Origin of the sequence: Hyunsoonleella pacifica (assembly GCF_004310335.1) — a bacterium.
Classification (GTDB): domain Bacteria; phylum Bacteroidota; class Bacteroidia; order Flavobacteriales; family Flavobacteriaceae; genus Jejuia; species Jejuia pacifica.
On sequence record NZ_SIRS01000002.1, the window covers coordinates 197798 to 217472 of the forward strand.

A 19675-nucleotide genomic window follows, 5' to 3' on the forward strand; every position below is an offset into this window, starting at 1 on the left:
GATGGTTAATACTAATATAGGAGAACAGCTATATTTTGCAGTAATGCATAAGTGGAAGTATTTACTGGCAATATTAAAATCACAGTTTTATGAATCTCCTCAGGTTGTTCGAAAAGTAGCCTATGTTGCTAGAGAAAAAGATAAAGATTGGATTTTTGGAGCAAAAGTGAGACGATTATCCCGCCATTCTTCATTAGAAGCGACAACTCATTATCATAATAAGCTAAGGAATTTACCAGAAGCTGATGGCTACTTCTTCATTTATCAGAATTACTTTTGCCGTTGTATACGTAGTACTCCAAGTATTTTAAAAAAGAAAAACATTGTAATGTTTACACACCCTAATTGGTCAAAAAAATACTCAAAAACTCATGTAGTGTGGTGTTTAAATAAGGCGGATACTATCGTTTGTTTAAATTCTGATATAAAAGAGTATTTAATTAATTCTGGCGTGAAGTCAGAATTATTAAAAGTGCTTCATATAGGTACATCATCAACTACATTTTATAGACATCAAAGAGGTGGGGGAGACATAGGGTTTTGCTCTAATTTTGGAAAAAGAAAAAATCCTGATTTGATTTTTGATATCATTAAAAATATGCCCCAAAAGGTTTTTCATATTATTGGAAGAAACTGGGAAGATTATTATAGGTTTAATGAAATGAAAGCTTTTTCAAATTTTGTATATCATAATAATGTATCTTATGAATCCTATCCGGAGTTATACAATAAATTGGATGTGTTTGTATCTCCATCACTTTTAGAAGGAGGACCAGTGCCTATTCTAGAAGCAATGATGTCTAATTGTGTACCTGTAGCTTCTAAAACTGGGTTTGCGCCAGATTTAATACAACATGGAGTAAATGGGTATTTATTTGATTTAGATGCTTCTTACAAAGATGTAATTTCTCTTATTGAAAAAGCTTTTGAAATAGAGGAAGATGTTAGGCAGTACGTAATACCATATACTTGGGAGAACTGCTCTAAAACTATTGATGACTATTTTTTGAGTTGATGTTTTCGTTGTAATTCTAAAAGTTTAGAATACTTTAAAAACGTAATATTTGCGGTTTGTATACAAATTACAAACCCGTTGATACCATCTAAAATGCCTAAGCGTAAAATATAAGCTTTAAAAAAAGCCCAAGTAGGATTTAACCAAATTTTAAAAAAGGTAGACTTTTTTCCCTTATCAAAATAAGCTTTAGCAGCAATTGTAGAAAAGTATTCCGTTTTTTTGTTAAACTCGGAGTAGGACTGGTAAGTCCAATGCAAAATATCTCCATTTAAATGACCAGTTTTTGATTTAGAATCATTTAAAAGTACATTATCATGAGGGTTAATACCTTTCCACTCCGCCTTTCTTCTATCAAAAATTCTTAATTTTTTATTAGGATACCAATCAGAATACTTTATCCATTGTCCACAAAAATTATTATATCTGTTGCAATAGTAACCATTAAACTTCCAATTAGATTTTAGTTTAATTATTGATTTTTGTAGTTCTTCAGAAAGAGCCTCATCACCATCTAAGGATACAACATAATCGTAAGTCGCTCTAGTAAGGGCAAAATTCTTTTGTTCTATATATCCTAAAAAAGTTTGCTCAATGAATTTTACATTATACTTCGCACAGATAGATTTTGTTTTGTCTGTAGAAAAGGAATCAACAACAATAATTTCATCTACAATATTTACCAAAGATTGTAAACACCTTTCAATGTTTCTTTCTTCATTAAAGGTTATAATAACACCAGACAGTTTTATCATTACTAGAATTCAAAAAATTTTGGTAAAAATAGCTATTTTTGGTGCAATGGGAATAATTGATGTTTCAGTAATCATAAGTACATATAATAAACCAGAATACTTAGAAAAAGTGTTATGGAGTTATCAGTTTCAAACCTTTAAAAACTTTGAAATTATTATTGCTGATGATGGCTCTACCGATGAGACTAAGGCTATGGTTAACTATATGGTCAATAAGGTAGACTATCCTATTAGGCATGTGTGGCATCCTGATAATGGGTTTCAAAAAACGGTAATTTTGAATAAAGCCACTTTAGCTGCTATGGCTGATTATTTGATCTATACAGACGGAGACTGTATTGCGAGATGCGATTTTGTCGAAACGCATTTGGAGTTAAGAAGGCCAAATATAGCTTTATCTGGAGGCTATTTTAAACTTACAGAAGACGTTTCTAAATTAATTACCCTCAATGTGATTGAATCACAAAATTGTTTTAAGAAACATTGGTTATTAAAAAAGGGACAACCTTGGAGTTTTAAGATGAATAAATTAAGTCCATCAAAATTAAAAACCTCATTACTAAATACTTTTACCACAACTAAAGCAACTTTTGATGGTATGAATGTTTCTGTGTGGAAAGATAATGTTTTAGAAGTGAATGGTTTTGATGAGCGAATGGTATATGGAGGAGAAGATAGAGAATTGGGAGAACGTTTAGTAAATCTTGGAATAGTTTTTAAACAAATAAGGTATAGTGCAATATGTTTGCATTTACATCATCAAAGACCGTATAAAAATGAAAAAGCCATAGCCAATAATAAACTAATTCGAATGGCTACTAAAAATCAAAAATCAACTTATACTAAGTTTGGTATTACAAAAACTACTCATTAAATTCTTTTCTAGTTTTAGCAAGAGCAGACCCTATAACTTGGTGCATATCATAGTATTTATATTCAGCCAATCTTCCTCCAAAGAGTATATTGGTTTCGTTGACTGCTAGTGCTTTATATTTTTGGTATTTCTGTTGGTTTTCATGATTATTCACAGGATAATATGCTTCTTTTTTAGGAGTCCAAGTTTCGGGGAATTCTCTTGTAATTACAGTGTGTTTTTGTTTACCAAATTCAAAATGTTTATGCTCTAAAATTCTGGTATATGGAATTTCGGTGTCATTGTAGTTAACCACTGCGTTTCCTTGAAAATTATCAATATCTAAAATCTCGTGTTCAAAGCGTAAAGAACGGTATTCTAGCTTGCCAAATTTATAGTTGTAGTACTCATCGATATTACCAGTATACACTACTTTTTTAGCCATTGTTTCTAATTCACTTTTATTTTTAAGGAAGTCAACATTCGTTTTTGTTTCAATACCTTTAAGTAATCCTTCAGTTATTTTATTATAGCCTCCAATGGGAATACCTTGATACCTGTCATTAAAATAGTTATTGTCAAAAGTATATCTCACAGGAAGTCTTTTAATAATAAAGGCAGGTAATTCTGTTGCTTTTTTGCCCCACTGTTTTTCTGTATACTCTTTTATAAGCGTTTCATATATATCTTTTCCAATTAAAGATAATGCTTGTTCTTCTAGGTTTTTTGGGTTTTTAACGCCGTATTTAGCAATTTGCTCTTTAATGATGTTTTTGGCCTCAGCTGGTGTCTTTATACCCCATAATTGATGAAAGGTATTCATATTAAAAGGTAAATTATAAAGCTTTCCTTTTGATAAAGATAGTGGGGAATTGATATAATTATTAAATGAAGTAAATTGGTTAATATAATTCCAAATTTCAGTATCATTTGTATGAAAAATATGTGCGCCGTATTTATGTACATTAATACCATTTGCATTTTCACAGTATATGTTGCCACCTAAATGAGGTCTTCTATCAATAACCAGGCATGTTTTACCCTTTTTTGTAGCTTCGTGTGCAAATACAGCTCCAAATAATCCAGCACCAACAATTAAATAATCATACTTTTGCATACATTTATATTTTTAACAAAACTAGGCATATAATTAGCTAAATAAAAGATTTCATTTCAATGTATTACATTTCGAGAAATTATAAGTCATTATTTAATGCAGCAGGAAAAGCAAAGACTGATTGCGAATTCGTTTTTCAAAAAATGGGCTTTAAAAATTTGGGGTTTAAGCAGTCTTCTATTCCAAATTCAGCAATCGGTACGATAAAGAATTTTTTTGGAATCTTTTTAGCTCTTTTAAAGTTGCCAAGAAAGAGTACAATTGTTACACAATACCCTAATAACAAGTTTAGGGGGATGATTATGTTTTTTTCAAAGGCAAAAAAATGCAAAATCATTACTATAGTTCATGATGTTAGAATTTTAAAGGGTAGAACAAAAGATGTTGCTGCTGAGCTTAACCAAATTATTACATCAGATGTTATTATAGTTCACAATCCGTCCATGAAACAGTGGTTTTTAGAACAAGGTGTTTCTATCCCAATAATTGTTTTAGGTATTTTTGATTACATATCTGAGCAAAGACCAAAGCAAAATACCAATAGAAAACTAAACGATACATATAGTATAGCTTACGCAGGAGGTTTTGGCGATGGTAAAAACTCGTATATTTTTGATTTTGATATGTTAGAAAACCGAAACTACGATTTAAGGCTTTATGGCATTGGTTTTGATCCCAAAAAGCGCAAGGTTGAAGAAGCTAAATCTGTAGTTTACTATGAGGGTGTTTTTAAATCTGATGAGGTGGCTTACAAAATTGAATCTGACTTTGGTTTAGTATGGGATGGTATTTCAACAGAAACTTGCAGTGGTAACTATGGGGAGTACTTACAATTTAACAATCCCCACAAGACTTCATTATACTTATTGTGTGGTTTGCCAGTTATAATTTGGGATAAAGCGGCATTAGCAGATTTTGTTAGGGAGAATAATATAGGAGTTACAGTTTCTAACTTAAAAGATTTAAATAAAATCTTAGGAGATTTATCAACTGAAGATTATCACAAGATGAAAAGAAATGTAACAGAAATTCAAACAAAAGTGATGGAAGGTTATTTTGTTGAAACAGCAGTAAATAAGGCATTAACTTATATCCAATAAATTATTCAGGAAACACTTTAACTTTGTGGTAAATAATTTAGGTTCAAATTCAGAGTAATAATTGGCTACCAATTTTTTTATTTGTTTATTGGTTTTGCCATCAAAGAGCTTTGGTTTGTAATCTTTTAAATGTACTGAAATACTTTGGTTTTCATCCTCAAAGATATTCCAAGTGTTTTTATCTATCCATGGTGAGAATATTGCAAAAGTTGGAATATCAATAGCTTTAGCCATATTTATAGCACCACCTTCGTTTCCTATAATCGCACTGCAGTTATATGAAATAGCAATAAATTCTCGAAGACTTTTTCCAAAAACATTAAAGTAGATTTTTGCTTGAGTTTTAGGTTTACACAAATCAAAAACGGTTTTAGCATCTTCTTTTTGTTTGGGTATATAGTTAAATAGAATATTGCCATTTGTATGCACTACAATTGCATCAATAATGTTAGCCATATATGACAATGGATATGTTTTACTGGCATCACTTCCTAATACGCTTACCATAAATAAAGTTTGAGACATATCAATCTTAGAATCTATAAGAAACGTTTTAGCATCCTCTATTTCTTGAGAAGATAAATATATTTTAGGTTTAACTTTAAATGAATTCTTGCAAATAGGTTCTAATAGTTGTAGTCTATTCTCTATAGCGAGGCCTTGGCTGTTTTTTGATTTTTTTAAGCGTTTTACAGGGTTAGTGTAAAAAAAATGGGTATACCATTTATAATATCCAATTTTAGTATTTGCTTTTGAAAAAAGTGTAATAAAGTTACTTGACCATTTACCATATACATCTATTACAACATCATATTTTTCTTTTTGTATAAGTTTTAAAAAAGAAAAAAAGGCCTTACGGCTTTTTTCTACTTCAGGTGTAAATAGTTTAAATTCATCAATATCTGGATGTTGAGCCACAACGGGCATTGTGTGAGAATTGATAAGATAATGTAATTCTGCATTAGGGAAAGATTCTCGTAATATAGGAAACAATATAGTTGATGTTAAAACATCTCCTATCATTTTCTGTTGAATTACTAAAATCTTCATAGTGTTGAAATTACAAATAAAAAATTCCAAATCCCAAGGACTAAGTATTGGAATTTGGAACTTATTTTTTTAAAAACTATTTACTTATACAGCAACTTCGTTATCTCGAAGCGCATCATTTAAAGATGTTTTTTTATCTGTACTTTCCTTACGTTTTCCGATAATTAAAGCACATGGTACATTGTAGCTTCCAGAAGGAAACTCTTTAGCATAGCTACCAGGGATTACTACAGATCTTGCAGGTACTATACCTTTGTACTCTTTTGGAGTGTCTCCTGTAACATCAATTATTTTTGTACTCATGGTTAACACTACACCTGCGCCTAAAACAGCCTCAGTTTCAACTTTTACACCTTCTACAACAATACATCTAGATCCAATAAAAGCGTTATCTTCTATAATCACAGGAGCAGCCTGTAATGGTTCTAATACACCACCAATACCAACACCTCCAGATAAATGTACATTTTTACCAATTTGAGCGCAACTACCAACAGTAGCCCATGTATCAACCATAGTACCTTCATCAACATATGCTCCTATGTTTACATAACTTGGCATTAAAATAGTCCCTGGAGAAATGTACGCACCATGCCTAGCAACAGCATTAGGCACTACTCTAATTCCTCTTTCAGCAAAATTTTTCTTTAATGGAATTTTGTCATGGTACTCAAAAATACCTGCCTCTAAAGTTTCCATTTTTTGTATAGGGAAATATAAAACTACAGCTTTCTTAACCCATTCGTTTACTTGCCAACCATTTTCAATTGGCTCAGCTACTCTTAGCTTACCTTTATCTAATAAGTCAATAACAGTTCTTATAGCTTCAGTAGTTTTAGCATCTTTTAAAAGTTCTCTATTATTCCAAGCACTTTCTATAGTTTGTTGTAATTCTATCATTTGTATCAAATATTTTGCGCAAATATAATATGTAAAGGATAAAATAGAGTAGTATTTTACTTTTAATTGTTTTGTAATACAACTTGAAAATTTGAAGCTTTTTCAAGGTATAGAAAGCTCATTTTCCCTTTGAAGAAATACTAATTCTAGATGAAATACATTTTCTGTGTATTTCAACGTTGAAAATAGGCACTTCCACTATTTATCGATAAAACTTTTCAGATTTTCTAATAATCGAAAATACGTTGATGTACAACTAATTTATTGTAGTTGAGCAAGCTAACGGATATATATTTGAACTGTTGAAACAAATGAAACAACCCAAGTCATGAAAACAAATTTTTACATATTATTTATCTTTTTACTTTCTTTCTCAGCTATAGGAGCTCAGAATGATACTAAGACTAATAAAGTAGAAACTCAAGTTACTGTATCTGAAACAACTGAAGCAACAGTAATCATTGATAGTGTAAAAATTAAAGAAACTCTTGCAAAGAGTAGTAGTGACATTAGAATTTTCTTAAACAGAGAAAGAAAAGTTGAAAACATCAAATTAGTATTTCCTAAAATGAACAAAAGAAAATTATCTTAATAACGATTAAGTATTCAAATTTAATAATAAGGTTAAACACAAAGAAGACTGTCTATAAAGGCAGTCTTTTTTATTTTAAAGAATTACTTTTGCTCAAAATTAGTACATGGGAAGAATTCTAGCCATAGATTATGGTAAAGTAAGAACAGGAATAGCTGTTACAGATGAGTTACAGATAATAGCCTCTGGTTTAACTACTGTTGCAACAAATGAGCTAATTACTTTTTTAAAAGACTATTTATCAAAAGAAAATGTAGAATTGTTTTTGGTAGGAGAACCAAAACAGCTTGATAATACGCCTTCTGAAAGTGAAGTGCTAATTTTGTCTTTTCTCAAAAAACTTTACAAAGCATTCCCCAAAATACCTGTTGAAAGGGTTGATGAGCGTTTTACCTCAAAAATTGCATTTCAGACAATGATTGATAGCGGGCTTAAAAAGAAACAGCGTAGGAATAAAGCTTTAGTTGATGAAATTAGTGCCACTTTAATTTTGCAAAATTATTTATACTCTAAATAGTTTTTTTATTCAATCGATAATTTTACCATGTAAGTATCGTATTTTTGTTTAAATAATTTGTTCCTAATAATGATTTTACCAATTGTAGCTTATGGCGACCCTGTTTTAAAGAAAAAGGGTACTGAAATATCCAAAGATTATGCTAATTTGAATGGATTGCTTGATAACATGTTCGAAACCATGTATAATGCAATGGGGGTAGGTTTAGCAGCTCCACAAATAGGTTTATCAATACGCTTATTTTTGGTAGATACTTCTCCATTTGCTGATGATGAAAACATGTCTGAAGAAGAAAGAAAAGCACTTAAAGATTTTAGAAAAGTTTTTATAAATGCTACAATTCTAGAAGAGAAAGGAGATAAATGGGCTTTTAATGAAGGATGTTTAAGTATACCGGATGTACGCGAAGATGTATTTAGACAACCTCAAATAACAGTAGAGTACTATGATGAGAATTTCAAGAAGTATACTGAAACCTTTGATGGTTTAATTGCTCGAGTAATTCAGCATGAATATGATCATATTGAAGGTGTTTTGTTTACAGATAAACTGTCTAGTTTTAAAAAACGTTTAATAAAAAATAAACTTTCCAACATTTCAAAAGGAAAAATAAATGCAGATTACAGAATGCGTTTTCCTAATCAAAAAAAGAAGCGATAATTTTTGCGTTATATTTAAAAACATGATATTTGCGGCTCTCTAAAAATGAAATAAATTATGGGTTTAGAAAAAGTTTTGGCTATATCAGGAAAACCTGGACTATATAAGTTAGTAACACAAACCCGAGGAGGTTTTGTGGCTGAATCTTTATTAGATGGTAAACGACTATCTATTAGTTTACAAAATAATGTAAGTGTATTGAGTGAGATTGCTATTTATACTCTTACCGAAGAAGTGCCTCTACATAAGGTTTTAGGTAAAATTAAAGATAAAGAAAAAAGTAATCCTTCTAGTGTTGGTCCAAAAGACGGAAAAGATAAACTTGAAGAATATTTCTTTGATGTATTACCAGATTATGATGAAGATAGAGTATATGCTAGTGATATAAAAAAAGTTATTCAATGGTATAATCTCTTGCAAAAACATGATATGTTAAGTTTACTTGAAGATGATGAAACATCAACATCAAGTGAAGAAGAAGAATAAGACTACAACCTCCTAAAATGGAGGTTTTTTTATGACTTTCGTGTAAGTGTTTAAGATTGTTTACGACATTATAATAATCAAAAGTGTAAACAATGAAGTCTATTTGGTTTTTTGAAGACGCTAATCTTTTCAAAGTTTTATGTCCACATAAATTTAAAGCTTATAAAACTGATCATGATTTTGATGCCTATAAAAAGCAGGATTATATCTATTTTGAAGAAGATTCTGCAAACAAAGTTTACTTGATTGAAAAGGGAAAAGTAAAACTTGGATACTACAATGACGATGGAGAGGAAGTAGTAAAAGCCATATTAACACGAGGAGAATTATTTGGAGAAACTGCAATTTTTGGAGAATCTAAGCGTGAAGAATTTGCCATGTCTATTGATAATTCAACAAGCATTTGTCCAATAGGAGTGGAGACTATGCATAATCTTATGAGAGATAATCAAACTTTTAGTTTTAAAGTTTATAAATTTATAGGTTTTAAACTAAAAAAATTAGAAAGGAGGCTTCAATTACTTTTATTTAAAGATACAAAAACACGTTTGTTGGAATTTTTACATGAGTTATGTGCTGATTATGGCTATGATTGCGAGAAAACAGGAGATAAAATTATTCATCACCCGTATACTCAAAAAGATTTGGCTTCATTAATAGGAACATCAAGACCTACCTTAAATACGCTTTTAAACGAATTAAAAGAAGAAAATGTACTAGAATTTAATAGAAAAGAGATTAGAATTTACACGCAATCAGCTTAAAATTACTATTTAAGCTTTAATACATCTTCTTTATCTTTTTAAGCTTAGTTTTCCAAAGCTCTAATTCCTTCTTGTGCTTTGCAATATTAGTATTTACTTCTTTTACCAATGGATTGTCATCTTCAACATTTGTGAAAAATTGTAAATTATTTTCTAGTTGGTTTATTTTACTTTTTATTTCGTCTATCTTTTTACGGATAAATGAATGCTCATTGTCTAAACTTCTGTTATTATCGTCATTATTATTTAAAGTCTCAAGTTTGGTTTCAAACTTTATCATTTCGGCTTCATTTTTGTCAATCTTTAACTTAGAAAATAGTTCATCAACAACTTTATTAAACTTACCTTCAATGTAACGTTTATCATTAGGCACTTTTCCTAATGTTTTCCAAGTATTAACATGATCTTTAATAACTGTTAAGTCTTTGTCTTTGTCTTTAGTTAGTTCAATGTTTTTAAGAGTTTCAAGAAGTTCTTGTTTTTTATTAAAAGCTTCAATAAACTCTTTATTCGCTTCATTACGTTTACTATGTAATCTATCAAAATAAGCATTACAAGCTGTTTTAAACTGTTTCCAAATTTTATCACTATCCTTTCTTGGTACATGACCAATTTTCTTCCAATCACTTTGGATTTTTTTCATTAGAGGAGTAGTGGCATCAAAATCTTCACTATCCATATTATCTTCAGCTATTTTAACAAGCTCTTTCTTTTTTTGTAGGTTTTGGTATTGCTCCTTTTTTAGATCTTTGTAAAATGCGTTTTTCTTTCTATTGAAATTTCTAACAGCTTCTTTAAATTTAGACCAAGTAGTCTCATTAACTTTAATAGGTACTTTACCAGCATTAAAAAAGTTTTCTCTTAGTATTTCTATTTCTTTTATTTTCTTCTGCCAACCTCCATGAGAATTTGAAGCATTAGAGGTAATATTTGCAATTTCAGAAATGATTTCTTCTTTTTTCTCAAGATTCTTTTCATAAACTTTATCAATTTCCTTAAAGTAAACTTGCTTCTTATCGTTTATAACTTTTGTAGCAGCCTTAAAGCGCTCCCATATCACTTCACGATGTTCTTTACCTACAGGACCAAGTTCCTCTTTCCACATTTTATGCAATTCTTGAAGCTCTCTAAAAGCACGCATAGGATCGTCGTACTTGCCTAATTCCTCAGCTAGTTCAATTATCTTTATTTTTTTTTCTAAATTATGTTTAAAATCTAAATCACGTAAATCTCTATTTAGATGTAAAAAATCATAGAATATTTCTACATGGTGATGATAGCTATTCCAAGCATTATTATACTTATCTCTTGGTATTGGGCCTGTATTTCTCCAACGCTCCTGTAATTCTTTAAAATGTTTGTATGTTGTATTTATGTTTTCTTCAACGTTAATTAAACCTTTAAGTTCTTCAATGATTTCAAGCTTTTTTTGAAGATTTTGCTTTAGATTTTGTTCAATATTTTTATAATGATCATTGAGTTTATTACGGTAGTCTCTGTATGCAGATTTGAATCGTTTTTGAACGGGACTAGAATAGTAAAAATCTATTTCATTTCCACCATCATTTATAAAATCTGCTTTTTTCTCATCAATTAGAGCGTTGAATTTAGAGTTAAATTCGTTTTTTATTGCGTCTACATGACTCCTAATGGCTTGAACTTTTTCTTTTTTTAATAACTTTTCTAGCTCAATAGCTAGTGCTTCCAGAGACATTTTATCATACTCCTTGAATTCTATAGTATGACGCTCCTTATTCCCTTCATCTTCTGCATCTTCAGCATTAGACTCTTCAATTTCATCAATACCATCTTCTTCTCTTTTTCCAGTAGTGTTTTCTGTAATAACTTCAACTATTTTCTCTTCGGAAATAGAATCGATAAAGTTTGTTTCTTCTTTATTACTATTTATTGCTTCAGTAGCTTCAGCATTCTCTTGATTTCCATCTGCTTCATGCAGGTTATCTGGCTCAGACATTTTAATAAATGTTTAGGGGTTGTACACTTTTTGTTTAAAGATACTAACAACTAAAGTATTTACAAAAAACGAGAGCGGTTTTAATATGTAAAATAATTATTTATTTAAGTTCCAGATGGACCATGCTTTTTCAGCTTGGAGTTTGAGCATGTTGAGACCATTAATAACTGTAGCTCCTTTTTGCTTACCCAATCGTAAAAACTTTGTTTCTTCTGGGTTGTATATTAAATCGAATAAAATATGTTTCTTAGTTATAGATTCATAAAGGATTTTTGGACAGCTTTCTACATCTGGAAATGTGCCAACAGGAGAGCAGTTTATTATAATTTGATATTCGGAAATAATCTTATCATTTAAATCATCATAAGTATACTCTACATGTTTTCTGGCATTTCTTGAAACATAATGACAAATAATACCTCTTTTTTTTAAAGTATATAGTACAGCTTTACTAGCACCACCGGTACCTAAGATTAAGGCTTTTTTATGGTGCTTTTTTAAAAATGGTTTTAAAGATTTTATAAATCCATAGCAATCGGTGTTATATCCTACTAGTTTACCTTTTTTAGTAACTTTTATGGTATTAACAGCACCAATTGCTTTTGCTTTTTTATTTAATTTATCTAGATAGGGTATAACATCTTCTTTATAGGGTATAGTAACATTAAGACCTTTTATACCTTCAGTATTATTAATGATTTTAGGAAATAAGTCAATGTTTTCAATATCAAAATTCTCATAACTAACACCAGTAATGTTTTCTTTTTCAAACTTATTTTTGAAATAATTGCGAGAAAATGAATATGATATATTTTTGCCTAAAAGACCTAATTTATACATGTTTTTTTTGTTTTTGTCCATAGATTTCAAGTCCAATTACAATTACTAACCCCATAAATATAAAACCAATGGCAAAATAAGTTTCTGTAGTTAATTCTGGTATATAACGTTTGTAGTTTTCTATAATTTTTTCTCCTCCAGTATCTAGCATTAAATCTCCATTTTCCAGGTGTTTATAAATAGTTTTTTTCCACGGCCAAACAACACCAAGAGATCCAATGATGAATCCTATAATAGATGCAGTAGTAATGCTCTTGTAGTGTTTAAGAATATAACTTAGTGCATGAGAAAATGTAACAAGTCCTGTAACCGAACCTAAAGTAAATACAACTAAAACTTTCAACATTCTTATACGTGTTTCGTCATATATAAAATCTAAGTTTCCACTAAAAATATCTGTTATTGTATCATAAAGTGCATTTACAGAGTCTACTAAAAGTAAAACGTAATTTCCAAGTAGAATTAAAATGAATGATCCTGAAAATCCGGGAAGTGTCATCCCTGAGACACTTATAATACCACAGAAAAAGACGAATAGCAGATTGTCATTTTCTTTTGCAGGGTTTAAAAAGCTAATTCCTAAACCAATGGCTATACCAAGGCAAAGTGATATAATTGTTTTGTTGCTCCAGTCGTTAAAATCTTTGTTAATATAATATATGGAGCCTACAATCATTCCAAAAAAGACACTCCAAACATAGAGCTCGTAATGTAAAATCAAATAATCAAGAACTTTTGAAATACTAAAATAACTAATAATCATACCTAGGAAAAGTAATCCTAGAAAACGGCCATTAATATAGTTGAAAAAACTCCTAAACCTGCCATTAAATAGAAGTTTGAAAGCTTTCCCGTTTACTTTTTTTAGAGAATAAATAAACTCTTGATAGAATCCAGCAACAAAGGCTACTACACCGCCAGATACTCCAGGTACCTTATTGGCAGCCCCCATACCTAGTCCTTTTAATACTAGAAATAATTTATCATTAAAAGTTCTAGTACTGTTCATTATTATTTTTTACTACCAACTTTTTCAAGAATAAAAATAGTTAAAAAACCCAAAACCATAAGGGTTACAGATAACATAATATGGTTCTCTCCATTAAAGTTAAATGGCGAAATACTTTCTTGAATAAGTGGTGTTTTGATTCCTTTAGAGTTGGTATGCCAAGACAAAGTGTTTTTCCAAGGCCATACCTTATTTAAAGACCCAAAAATGAATCCTGTTAATAGTGCCAATGTTATATTATGATAATTTTTAAATAGCCATTTTAAAATATGGCTGAAACTTAATAATCCAAAAGCAGCACCAGTTGTAAAGATGAGAATCTTTTTTATGTCTACGTCATGTATAGCATCACTTAGAGTTTTGTATGCCCCAAGAATTATCAAAATAAACGAACCTGAAATACCAGGAAGTATCATTGCACATATTGCTATGGCACCAGCAATAAACAAAAAATAGTCGTTATCACTGTTTTGCATTGAGGGTAGCGTAGATATATAATAAGCTATGACAGCTCCAAAGATAAGGGCTGTTATTGTACCAAAATTCCATTTGGTTATTTGTTTACCAACAAAATAAATACTTGCAATAATAAGTCCGAAAAAGAACGACCAAATAAGAATAGGATGATGTTCTAATAGGTATTTAGCAAGTTTCATAAAAGAGACAAAACTTATTACAATACCTCCCAAAAGCGCAACAATAAAATTACCATTTAAGTCCTTCCAAAATTGTGTTAAACCATTTTTGAAAAGTGTTTTAAATAGCTCGGGTTTAACATTACTTATGGTTGAAATTAACTCTTCGTAAATCCCTGATATAAAAGCAATTGTGCCCCCTGAAACTCCAGGTACAGCATCAGCTCCACCCATGGCCATACCTTTTAAGGAAATAATTAAATAGTCTTTTAAACTGCGTTGCATACCTTATAATTTGATAAACCAAAGGTAGATAATTTGAAGTAATTTATGACTTTTGATTTATCAAAGACTTTACTCGATTGTTGTCAAGTAATTTTGGAAACAACTCATCTATGATAAAACTGAACTCATAGTTGTTTTTTAAGCCATTTTTGATGTAATAAATCCCTTTATCTTTTTCATGAATAGAGAAAAATAAGCCTCCTAATCGGTACTGTATTTCTGCATTATCTGGATAAAACTCTAAAGCTTGCTCAAAATTAAATATAGCAGCTTGCGCTTCTCCTAGTTTTAATAATAAGTCGCCTCTTGCTATCCATGTGTCTAATTCAAAATTACCAAGCTCAAGTGTTTTTTTATATCCTCTTTCTGCTTCTTCAAAGAAATTTAAACTATAATTTATTTGTGCATATAGTTTCCAATAATTTACGTTTTCAGCATCTATATTAATTGCTTTGTTTATGTAATAAAGTGCTTTTTGGAAGTTTTTCTTTTTCTTGTAGAATTTGGTAATAGCTATCCAACCCTTATCTAATAAAGGATCTTCATGTACAGTTTTGTAAAAATATTGAAGTGCTAGATCGTGGTTTTTTAATTTCTCATAACAACTTCCAATTCTTAATAATGCAAATGAAGTGGGATCATCTAATTTAAGGGTTACATCATAGCTTTCTATAGCTTCTGCATAATTACCTTGTTGTTCTAAAACCTTTCCGCGTTCAAGATATGCTCCTATGAAAGTATCATCGGAAATTATAGCAAATTCAAAAGCAGCAAGGGCTTTTTTATATTTTTTTAAAGTAACGTATTGCTTCCCTAATTGATGCCATGCAACTTCAGAATATGGGTTTTTATCTAAAAATACATTTAGATAATCTATGGCTTCGCTATGCTGTTCTAAATAATCAAAACAGTATATAACGTTATAAAGTGCTGAGTAATCCTCAATATCTTCTTCAAGGCACTTCATAAAATATATTTTTGCATCATCAAAAGCATCTAAAAATAGATATTCCATACCTATTAGTGAATATATATCAACAACATCTTCTGTTAGGTCAAGCGCAAATTTAAGTACCTCAATAGCCTTTTCATGATTATCTTCTTTAGAAAGGATATTAGCCTTTTGAATGAAGATCTCCTCATTATGAGGTTCTAACTGATATAACTCATTCAACAAATTATTAGCCGTCTCAAGATTATTCTCAAATACGTGAATTTCTACATTAAAAAGCTTAAGGCTAGTTGAGGAGGGATGCTGCTCTAAACCAAGTTTTATTGCTTTTTTTGCTAAAGCAATTTTCCCTTGGTTAAGATAGTAATGAATGATGTTTTCAAATTCTTCTGAATCAAAAAACAAAACATGGTTTGTTTTTAACATCGATTCAAACTTAGTAAGTGGCAAATTGTTGTTGTCGTTTTGACTAAACTCCATAAACACGTTTGAGTGTACTGTTCAACTTAGATAAAAATAATGTTCTCACCTATGAAATTCAGAATCTAATTATAAATGTTTTTAACAAAGTAATGAACAAGTCTTTATGATTTTAGGAGATAGTATGCTAGATAGTCTCTATATCAGTTGATTAAATACTTTATTCTTGAGCTATTCTATCTAGAAGCGAACGGATAATATTACATCCTTTAACAATTTCTTCTTCTGAAATGGTTAGAGGAGGGGTAATTCTAACAGCTTTTGGCTCAAATAATAACCAAAAAAGTATTAAACCTTGGTTTTGACTTTCTAAAACTAATGTATTTGCAATTTCAGAAGAGGGAAGTATTATGGCTAGCATTAGTCCTTTTCCTCTGATTTCTTTGATGAGTTGGTGTTTTAGTAGTTTGCGAAATAATTTCTCTTTATTTAATGCTTGAGACATTAAATCAGTTGCAATTATTTCTTTTAAAGTTGCTAACGCAGATGCAGCTATAAGTGGATGTCCTCCAAAAGTTGTAATATGCCCAAGTTTTGGATTATCCATAAGAAAATCCATAAGTGCTGATGATGAAGTAAAAGCTCCAATAGGTAGCCCTCCACCAAGACCTTTGCCTGTAACTAAAATATCAGGGATGCAGTTATAATGCTCAAAACTAAAAAGCTTTCCTGTTCTACCTATCCCAGGTTGTATTTCATCTAAAATTAAAAGTGTACCTGTATTATCACATTTTTTGCGAACCTTTCTCAGATAGTCGTTGGTTGGTTCAATAAATCCTGCACCTCCTTGAATAGTTTCAAGTATAACACAAGCGGTTTTAAATGTAATAGCATCTAAGCTATTTTTATTATTAAATTCAATAAACTTAACATCAGGAAGTAAAGGTCTAAAAGCTTGTTTACGTTCTTCAAACCCCATAACACTTAAAGCCCCCATGGTATTACCATGATAAGCGTGTTTAGCTGAAATAATTTCGCTTCTTCCTGTTGCTCGTTTTGCTAGTTTTAGTGCCCCTTCAATAGCTTCGGTCCCAGAGTTTGTTAGGTAAGTTTTCTCTAAGCATTTGGGTAAATTGTCAGCTAATAATTTTGTAAGTTCTACTGCTGGTTTCTGTATATATTCCCCATACACCATTACGTGTAAATATTTATTCAATTGGATTTGTATTGCCTTGTTTATTTTAGGGTGATTATGCCCCAAAGAACAGGCAGATACTCCAGCAACAAAATCTAGATAAGCATTTTTATTTGTATCATAAATATAGCAGCCATCAGCATGAGATATTTCCATTGATAATGGATGTGGTGTAGTTTGCGCTTGGTATTTTAAGAAGTCTTCTTTCAAATTAAAATTGAATTAAGTATGCTCCATACACATAAATATTTTCGGATGAATTAATTTGACTTATCGTTACCCTGAGATTATTGGTATCGTCTTCTTTTTCACATTCAAGAGAATATTTTACCCATTTATCTTTTAAATCAATTTTTAGTTTAGAGTAATTAGTATAATCATCTCCATGTTCTTGAAGTGATAGCTGAATATTACCCTGTCCTTTTAGCCAAATTGATAATTGGAAATCCCCTTTCTTTTTTTTTATATATTGATATATATATCCATTTTTTATTTTAGTACCTTTAATTTTATCAACAATTTTATTGTTATCAATAGAAACCATACAATTAGCTTCTACTAAGACCTTAGCTTTTTTCCAGACCGTGTGCTCAAAACTATTAGGTTTTGATAGTAAATTTTCAAGTATGGGTTTACTTACTTTTTTAACATTTCTTGACTTTCTTGTAGTTTTAATTTGTTTTATTTTTTTCTCATCAAAAAAATCATTTTCAGGAACATAATCATCTAAACCTTTAATAATTGGTAATTCCAGAGGTGGGTCATCTTTAAAGAGGTCTTCCACACTATTAAGACGTTCTTCTTCACGCCAATCAAAACCTTTAAGAATTTTATCGTTTTTTGGGAATTCTGATTCAGGATAAATAGTACCATCTACTTGATTAATTTTTCTAACCTCTTCGATAGCATTATCATGAATTAATATATTAATTAAACCAGATTTTGATTTGTCAATACCTACTAAATCTCCATTTTCATCTCTTAAATAATAAATAGATTGCGCATTTTTTATGATATCTACATGATATAATTCATTTTTATCATTAAATAATCCAACCAATTTTTTACCATTTATTTGATTAAAGCCATTCCCGAGGGTGTCTTTACTGATTAAAAAGGCATGGTTAAAAACAATTAAAGAATCCATTTTATCTCGTTCTGTATCAGACTGTAAATGAATTGTGTCTCCTGTCATCTGATTTCCTAAGTTCCATAAAATTGGTTTTCTCGCAGTAGAAAAGGCTGCATTGGAACCAGGAGCATTAATGTTTATTAGTTGTGTTAAACCACTTTCATGATTTACATGTATAGAGTCTGCTTTTCCACTTAAATCAGACTTATAGAGTTTAACATTTCTAAAAACTCTGGTAATGCGTTTTTCTGGCGTTCCTGTAACCATAAGTGTATCTCCATGAATATATAGAGAATCTCCTTCTTGTTCAGTTATGGCATACGCTCGTTTAGTAATGTAAATTGAATCTTTTGCTTTAAAAACTTCTGCATGATGCCCTTTAACAACACTATTGTTTAATGTGTCTGTGATTTTTATATTATTCGTTGCTGATGAAAAATTCCTATTCTGATCAAAATACAAGCTATCTCCAACTATTTCTTTGCCATCATAATCTATTTTAGCATTTTTCATAGCGTAACCTGTTTTGGCTTTGGTATCATAATACCCTTTTTCACAGTAAGTAACGCTTTCTTCAGTGGTAATAGTTGATGGACCAAATAAATAGGCATACCCTGTATCTGAATAAAAATCAAAATAATCAGTAACAATTTTGGCTTCCGGATTTGTAAGCACCACATCTTCAATAAAACGGTACTTTTTCTCTTGCATGTAGTATCTACCTATTTTGCTTGTAATAGTTCCAGATGAGTCTTTAACCACTGTACCATAACTTCTGTAGAATGCTTGTTGACGTTCTCTATCAAAGTATAAAGTATCTGTGGTAATTGTAGAGCTGGGATCAGTCAAAATAACATCGCCACTTGCAAATGCTAGTTGATTTTCTCCACTATACTCTACATACTTTGAAGTCATATTAATGGTGTCGCCTTGTATCATTTTTACATTACCATAGGCTTCAATAAAATTATCGCTTCCATAATAATAGGCTTTATCGCACCACATATCAGTACCGCCATGGAAAATATGTACTTGTTCCGAATCGTCTCTGGTTAATATTCTTGCACCTGGATATTTGTTTTCGTCATAGGTTAAAAATCCAGAGTATTTTATTTCTATTTTTTGTTGTGAGCTTATGTATTGTGTAACAAAAACAGCTAACAAAAGTAAAATGTTTAATGAAAAAGAAGTTTTCAAGGTTGAAATAATTTGAGACAAAAGTAACGATTTATATAATGTTTATATTGTTAAAATTGGCAGAAGTTTAACAGGTACAGAAGTATATTAGGGCAAATAAGTGTGTTTGCAGAAAGGTGCGTTAGGTATTGTAATTGCAGTTTTTGGTCCCGCTTTAGCGGGAAGCCAAAACTATTAGTGGAAGCCTTGCCCGTAGACAGGCTCGACCCGCAGGGTAACGCCATAA

General features: G+C 30.5%; 19 protein-coding genes. 8 read left to right on the forward strand and 11 right to left on the reverse strand.

All coding sequences use genetic code 11. The features are described 5' to 3' along the window. The first annotated feature begins 1 nt into the window (after window position 1). On the forward strand, window positions 2–1015 hold the full coding sequence (locus EYD46_RS04275) for a glycosyltransferase family 4 protein (protein WP_130935829.1): 1014 nt from the start codon (window positions 2–4) through the stop codon (window positions 1013–1015). On the opposite strand, the gene EYD46_RS04280 is transcribed toward EYD46_RS04275, so the two are convergent. After that, a complete protein-coding gene (locus EYD46_RS04280; protein WP_130935830.1) occupies window positions 1000–1770 on the reverse strand; it encodes a glycosyltransferase family 2 protein in 771 nt (256 codons plus the stop codon). The two genes, EYD46_RS04275 and EYD46_RS04280, sit on opposite strands and share 16 nt — an antisense overlap. Before the next feature lie 19 nt (window positions 1771–1789). On the opposite strand from EYD46_RS04280, the gene EYD46_RS04285 reads away from it, so the two are divergent. Further along, window positions 1790–2644: a glycosyltransferase family 2 protein gene (locus EYD46_RS04285; RefSeq protein WP_308807862.1), complete on the forward strand. Its 855-nt coding sequence runs from the start codon at window positions 1790–1792 to the stop codon at window positions 2642–2644. On the opposite strand, the gene glf is transcribed toward EYD46_RS04285, so the two are convergent. Next, complete coding sequence (gene glf, locus EYD46_RS04290) at window positions 2634–3740, reverse strand: UDP-galactopyranose mutase (RefSeq protein WP_130935831.1); 1107 nt, start codon at window positions 3738–3740, stop codon at window positions 2634–2636. The two genes, EYD46_RS04285 and glf, sit on opposite strands and share 11 nt — an antisense overlap. A gap of 59 nt (window positions 3741–3799) precedes the next feature. Here glf and EYD46_RS04295 point away from each other — a divergent pair, with 59 nt between their 5' ends. After that, window positions 3800–4840: a beta-1,6-galactofuranosyltransferase gene (locus EYD46_RS04295; protein WP_130935832.1), complete on the forward strand. Its 1041-nt coding sequence runs from the start codon at window positions 3800–3802 to the stop codon at window positions 4838–4840. On the opposite strand, the gene EYD46_RS04300 is transcribed toward EYD46_RS04295, so the two are convergent. Together EYD46_RS04300 and EYD46_RS04305 are read right to left on the reverse strand one after the other, a co-directional pair. After that, a complete protein-coding gene (locus EYD46_RS04300) occupies window positions 4823–5890 on the reverse strand; it encodes a glycosyltransferase family 9 protein (RefSeq protein WP_130935833.1) in 1068 nt (355 codons plus the stop codon). The genes EYD46_RS04295 and EYD46_RS04300 overlap by 18 nt on opposite strands. An 84-nt stretch (window positions 5891–5974) precedes the next feature. Further along, window positions 5975–6790: a 2,3,4,5-tetrahydropyridine-2,6-dicarboxylate N-succinyltransferase gene (locus EYD46_RS04305; RefSeq protein ID WP_130935834.1), complete on the reverse strand. Its 816-nt coding sequence runs from the start codon at window positions 6788–6790 to the stop codon at window positions 5975–5977. Window positions 6791–7118: 328 nt separating this feature from the next. Here EYD46_RS04305 and EYD46_RS04310 point away from each other — a divergent pair, with 328 nt between their 5' ends. The 5 genes from EYD46_RS04310 to EYD46_RS04330 all read left to right on the forward strand — a co-directional run bounded on the left by EYD46_RS04310 (window position 7119) and on the right by EYD46_RS04330 (window position 9809). Beyond that, complete coding sequence (locus tag EYD46_RS04310) at window positions 7119–7382, forward strand: hypothetical protein (protein ID WP_130935835.1); 264 nt, start codon at window positions 7119–7121, stop codon at window positions 7380–7382. 106 nt (window positions 7383–7488) lie between these two features. After that, a complete protein-coding gene (ruvX, locus tag EYD46_RS04315) occupies window positions 7489–7899 on the forward strand; it encodes a Holliday junction resolvase RuvX (RefSeq protein ID WP_130935836.1) in 411 nt (136 codons plus the stop codon). Window positions 7900–7968: 69 nt separating this feature from the next. Then, window positions 7969–8559: a peptide deformylase gene (def, locus tag EYD46_RS04320; RefSeq protein ID WP_130935837.1), complete on the forward strand. Its 591-nt coding sequence runs from the start codon at window positions 7969–7971 to the stop codon at window positions 8557–8559. A 57-nt stretch (window positions 8560–8616) separates the two neighbouring features. Beyond that, window positions 8617–9045 (forward strand): DUF5606 family protein, encoded by a 429-nt coding sequence (locus EYD46_RS04325; RefSeq protein ID WP_130935838.1) that lies wholly within the window; start codon window positions 8617–8619, stop codon window positions 9043–9045. A gap of 92 nt (window positions 9046–9137) precedes the next feature. Further along, window positions 9138–9809 (forward strand): Crp/Fnr family transcriptional regulator, encoded by a 672-nt coding sequence (locus EYD46_RS04330; protein ID WP_130935839.1) that lies wholly within the window; start codon window positions 9138–9140, stop codon window positions 9807–9809. Between the two features lie 16 nt (window positions 9810–9825). Here the strand turns inward: EYD46_RS04330 and EYD46_RS04335 are convergent, their stop codons facing one another. From EYD46_RS04335 to EYD46_RS04365, 7 genes are all read right to left on the reverse strand, one after another. Beyond that, window positions 9826–11784 carry a DUF349 domain-containing protein gene (locus EYD46_RS04335; RefSeq protein WP_130935840.1) on the reverse strand — a complete coding sequence of 653 codons (1959 nt, stop codon included), beginning with the start codon at window positions 11782–11784 and terminating at the stop codon, window positions 9826–9828. A gap of 96 nt (window positions 11785–11880) precedes the next feature. Continuing rightward, the gene (locus tag EYD46_RS04340; protein ID WP_229731281.1) at window positions 11881–12645 is read right to left on the reverse strand and encodes a shikimate dehydrogenase family protein; all 765 of its coding nucleotides are present in this window, start codon (window positions 12643–12645) and stop codon (window positions 11881–11883) included. Next, the gene (locus EYD46_RS04345; RefSeq protein ID WP_130935841.1) at window positions 12617–13633 is read right to left on the reverse strand and encodes a DUF368 domain-containing protein; all 1017 of its coding nucleotides are present in this window, start codon (window positions 13631–13633) and stop codon (window positions 12617–12619) included. The genes EYD46_RS04340 and EYD46_RS04345 overlap by 29 nt, the downstream gene beginning before the upstream one ends. Before the next feature lie 2 nt (window positions 13634–13635). Beyond that, complete coding sequence (locus EYD46_RS04350) at window positions 13636–14553, reverse strand: DUF368 domain-containing protein (RefSeq protein ID WP_130935842.1); 918 nt, start codon at window positions 14551–14553, stop codon at window positions 13636–13638. Between the two features lie 43 nt (window positions 14554–14596). After that, window positions 14597–15985 carry a tetratricopeptide repeat protein gene (locus tag EYD46_RS04355; RefSeq protein WP_130935843.1) on the reverse strand — a complete coding sequence of 463 codons (1389 nt, stop codon included), beginning with the start codon at window positions 15983–15985 and terminating at the stop codon, window positions 14597–14599. A 160-nt stretch (window positions 15986–16145) separates the two neighbouring features. Further along, a complete protein-coding gene (locus tag EYD46_RS04360) occupies window positions 16146–17330 on the reverse strand; it encodes an aspartate aminotransferase family protein (protein WP_130935844.1) in 1185 nt (394 codons plus the stop codon). Window position 17331: 1 nt separating this feature from the next. Then, a complete protein-coding gene (locus tag EYD46_RS04365) occupies window positions 17332–19449 on the reverse strand; it encodes an OstA-like protein (RefSeq protein WP_130935845.1) in 2118 nt (705 codons plus the stop codon). Window positions 19450–19675 lie beyond the last annotated feature (226 nt).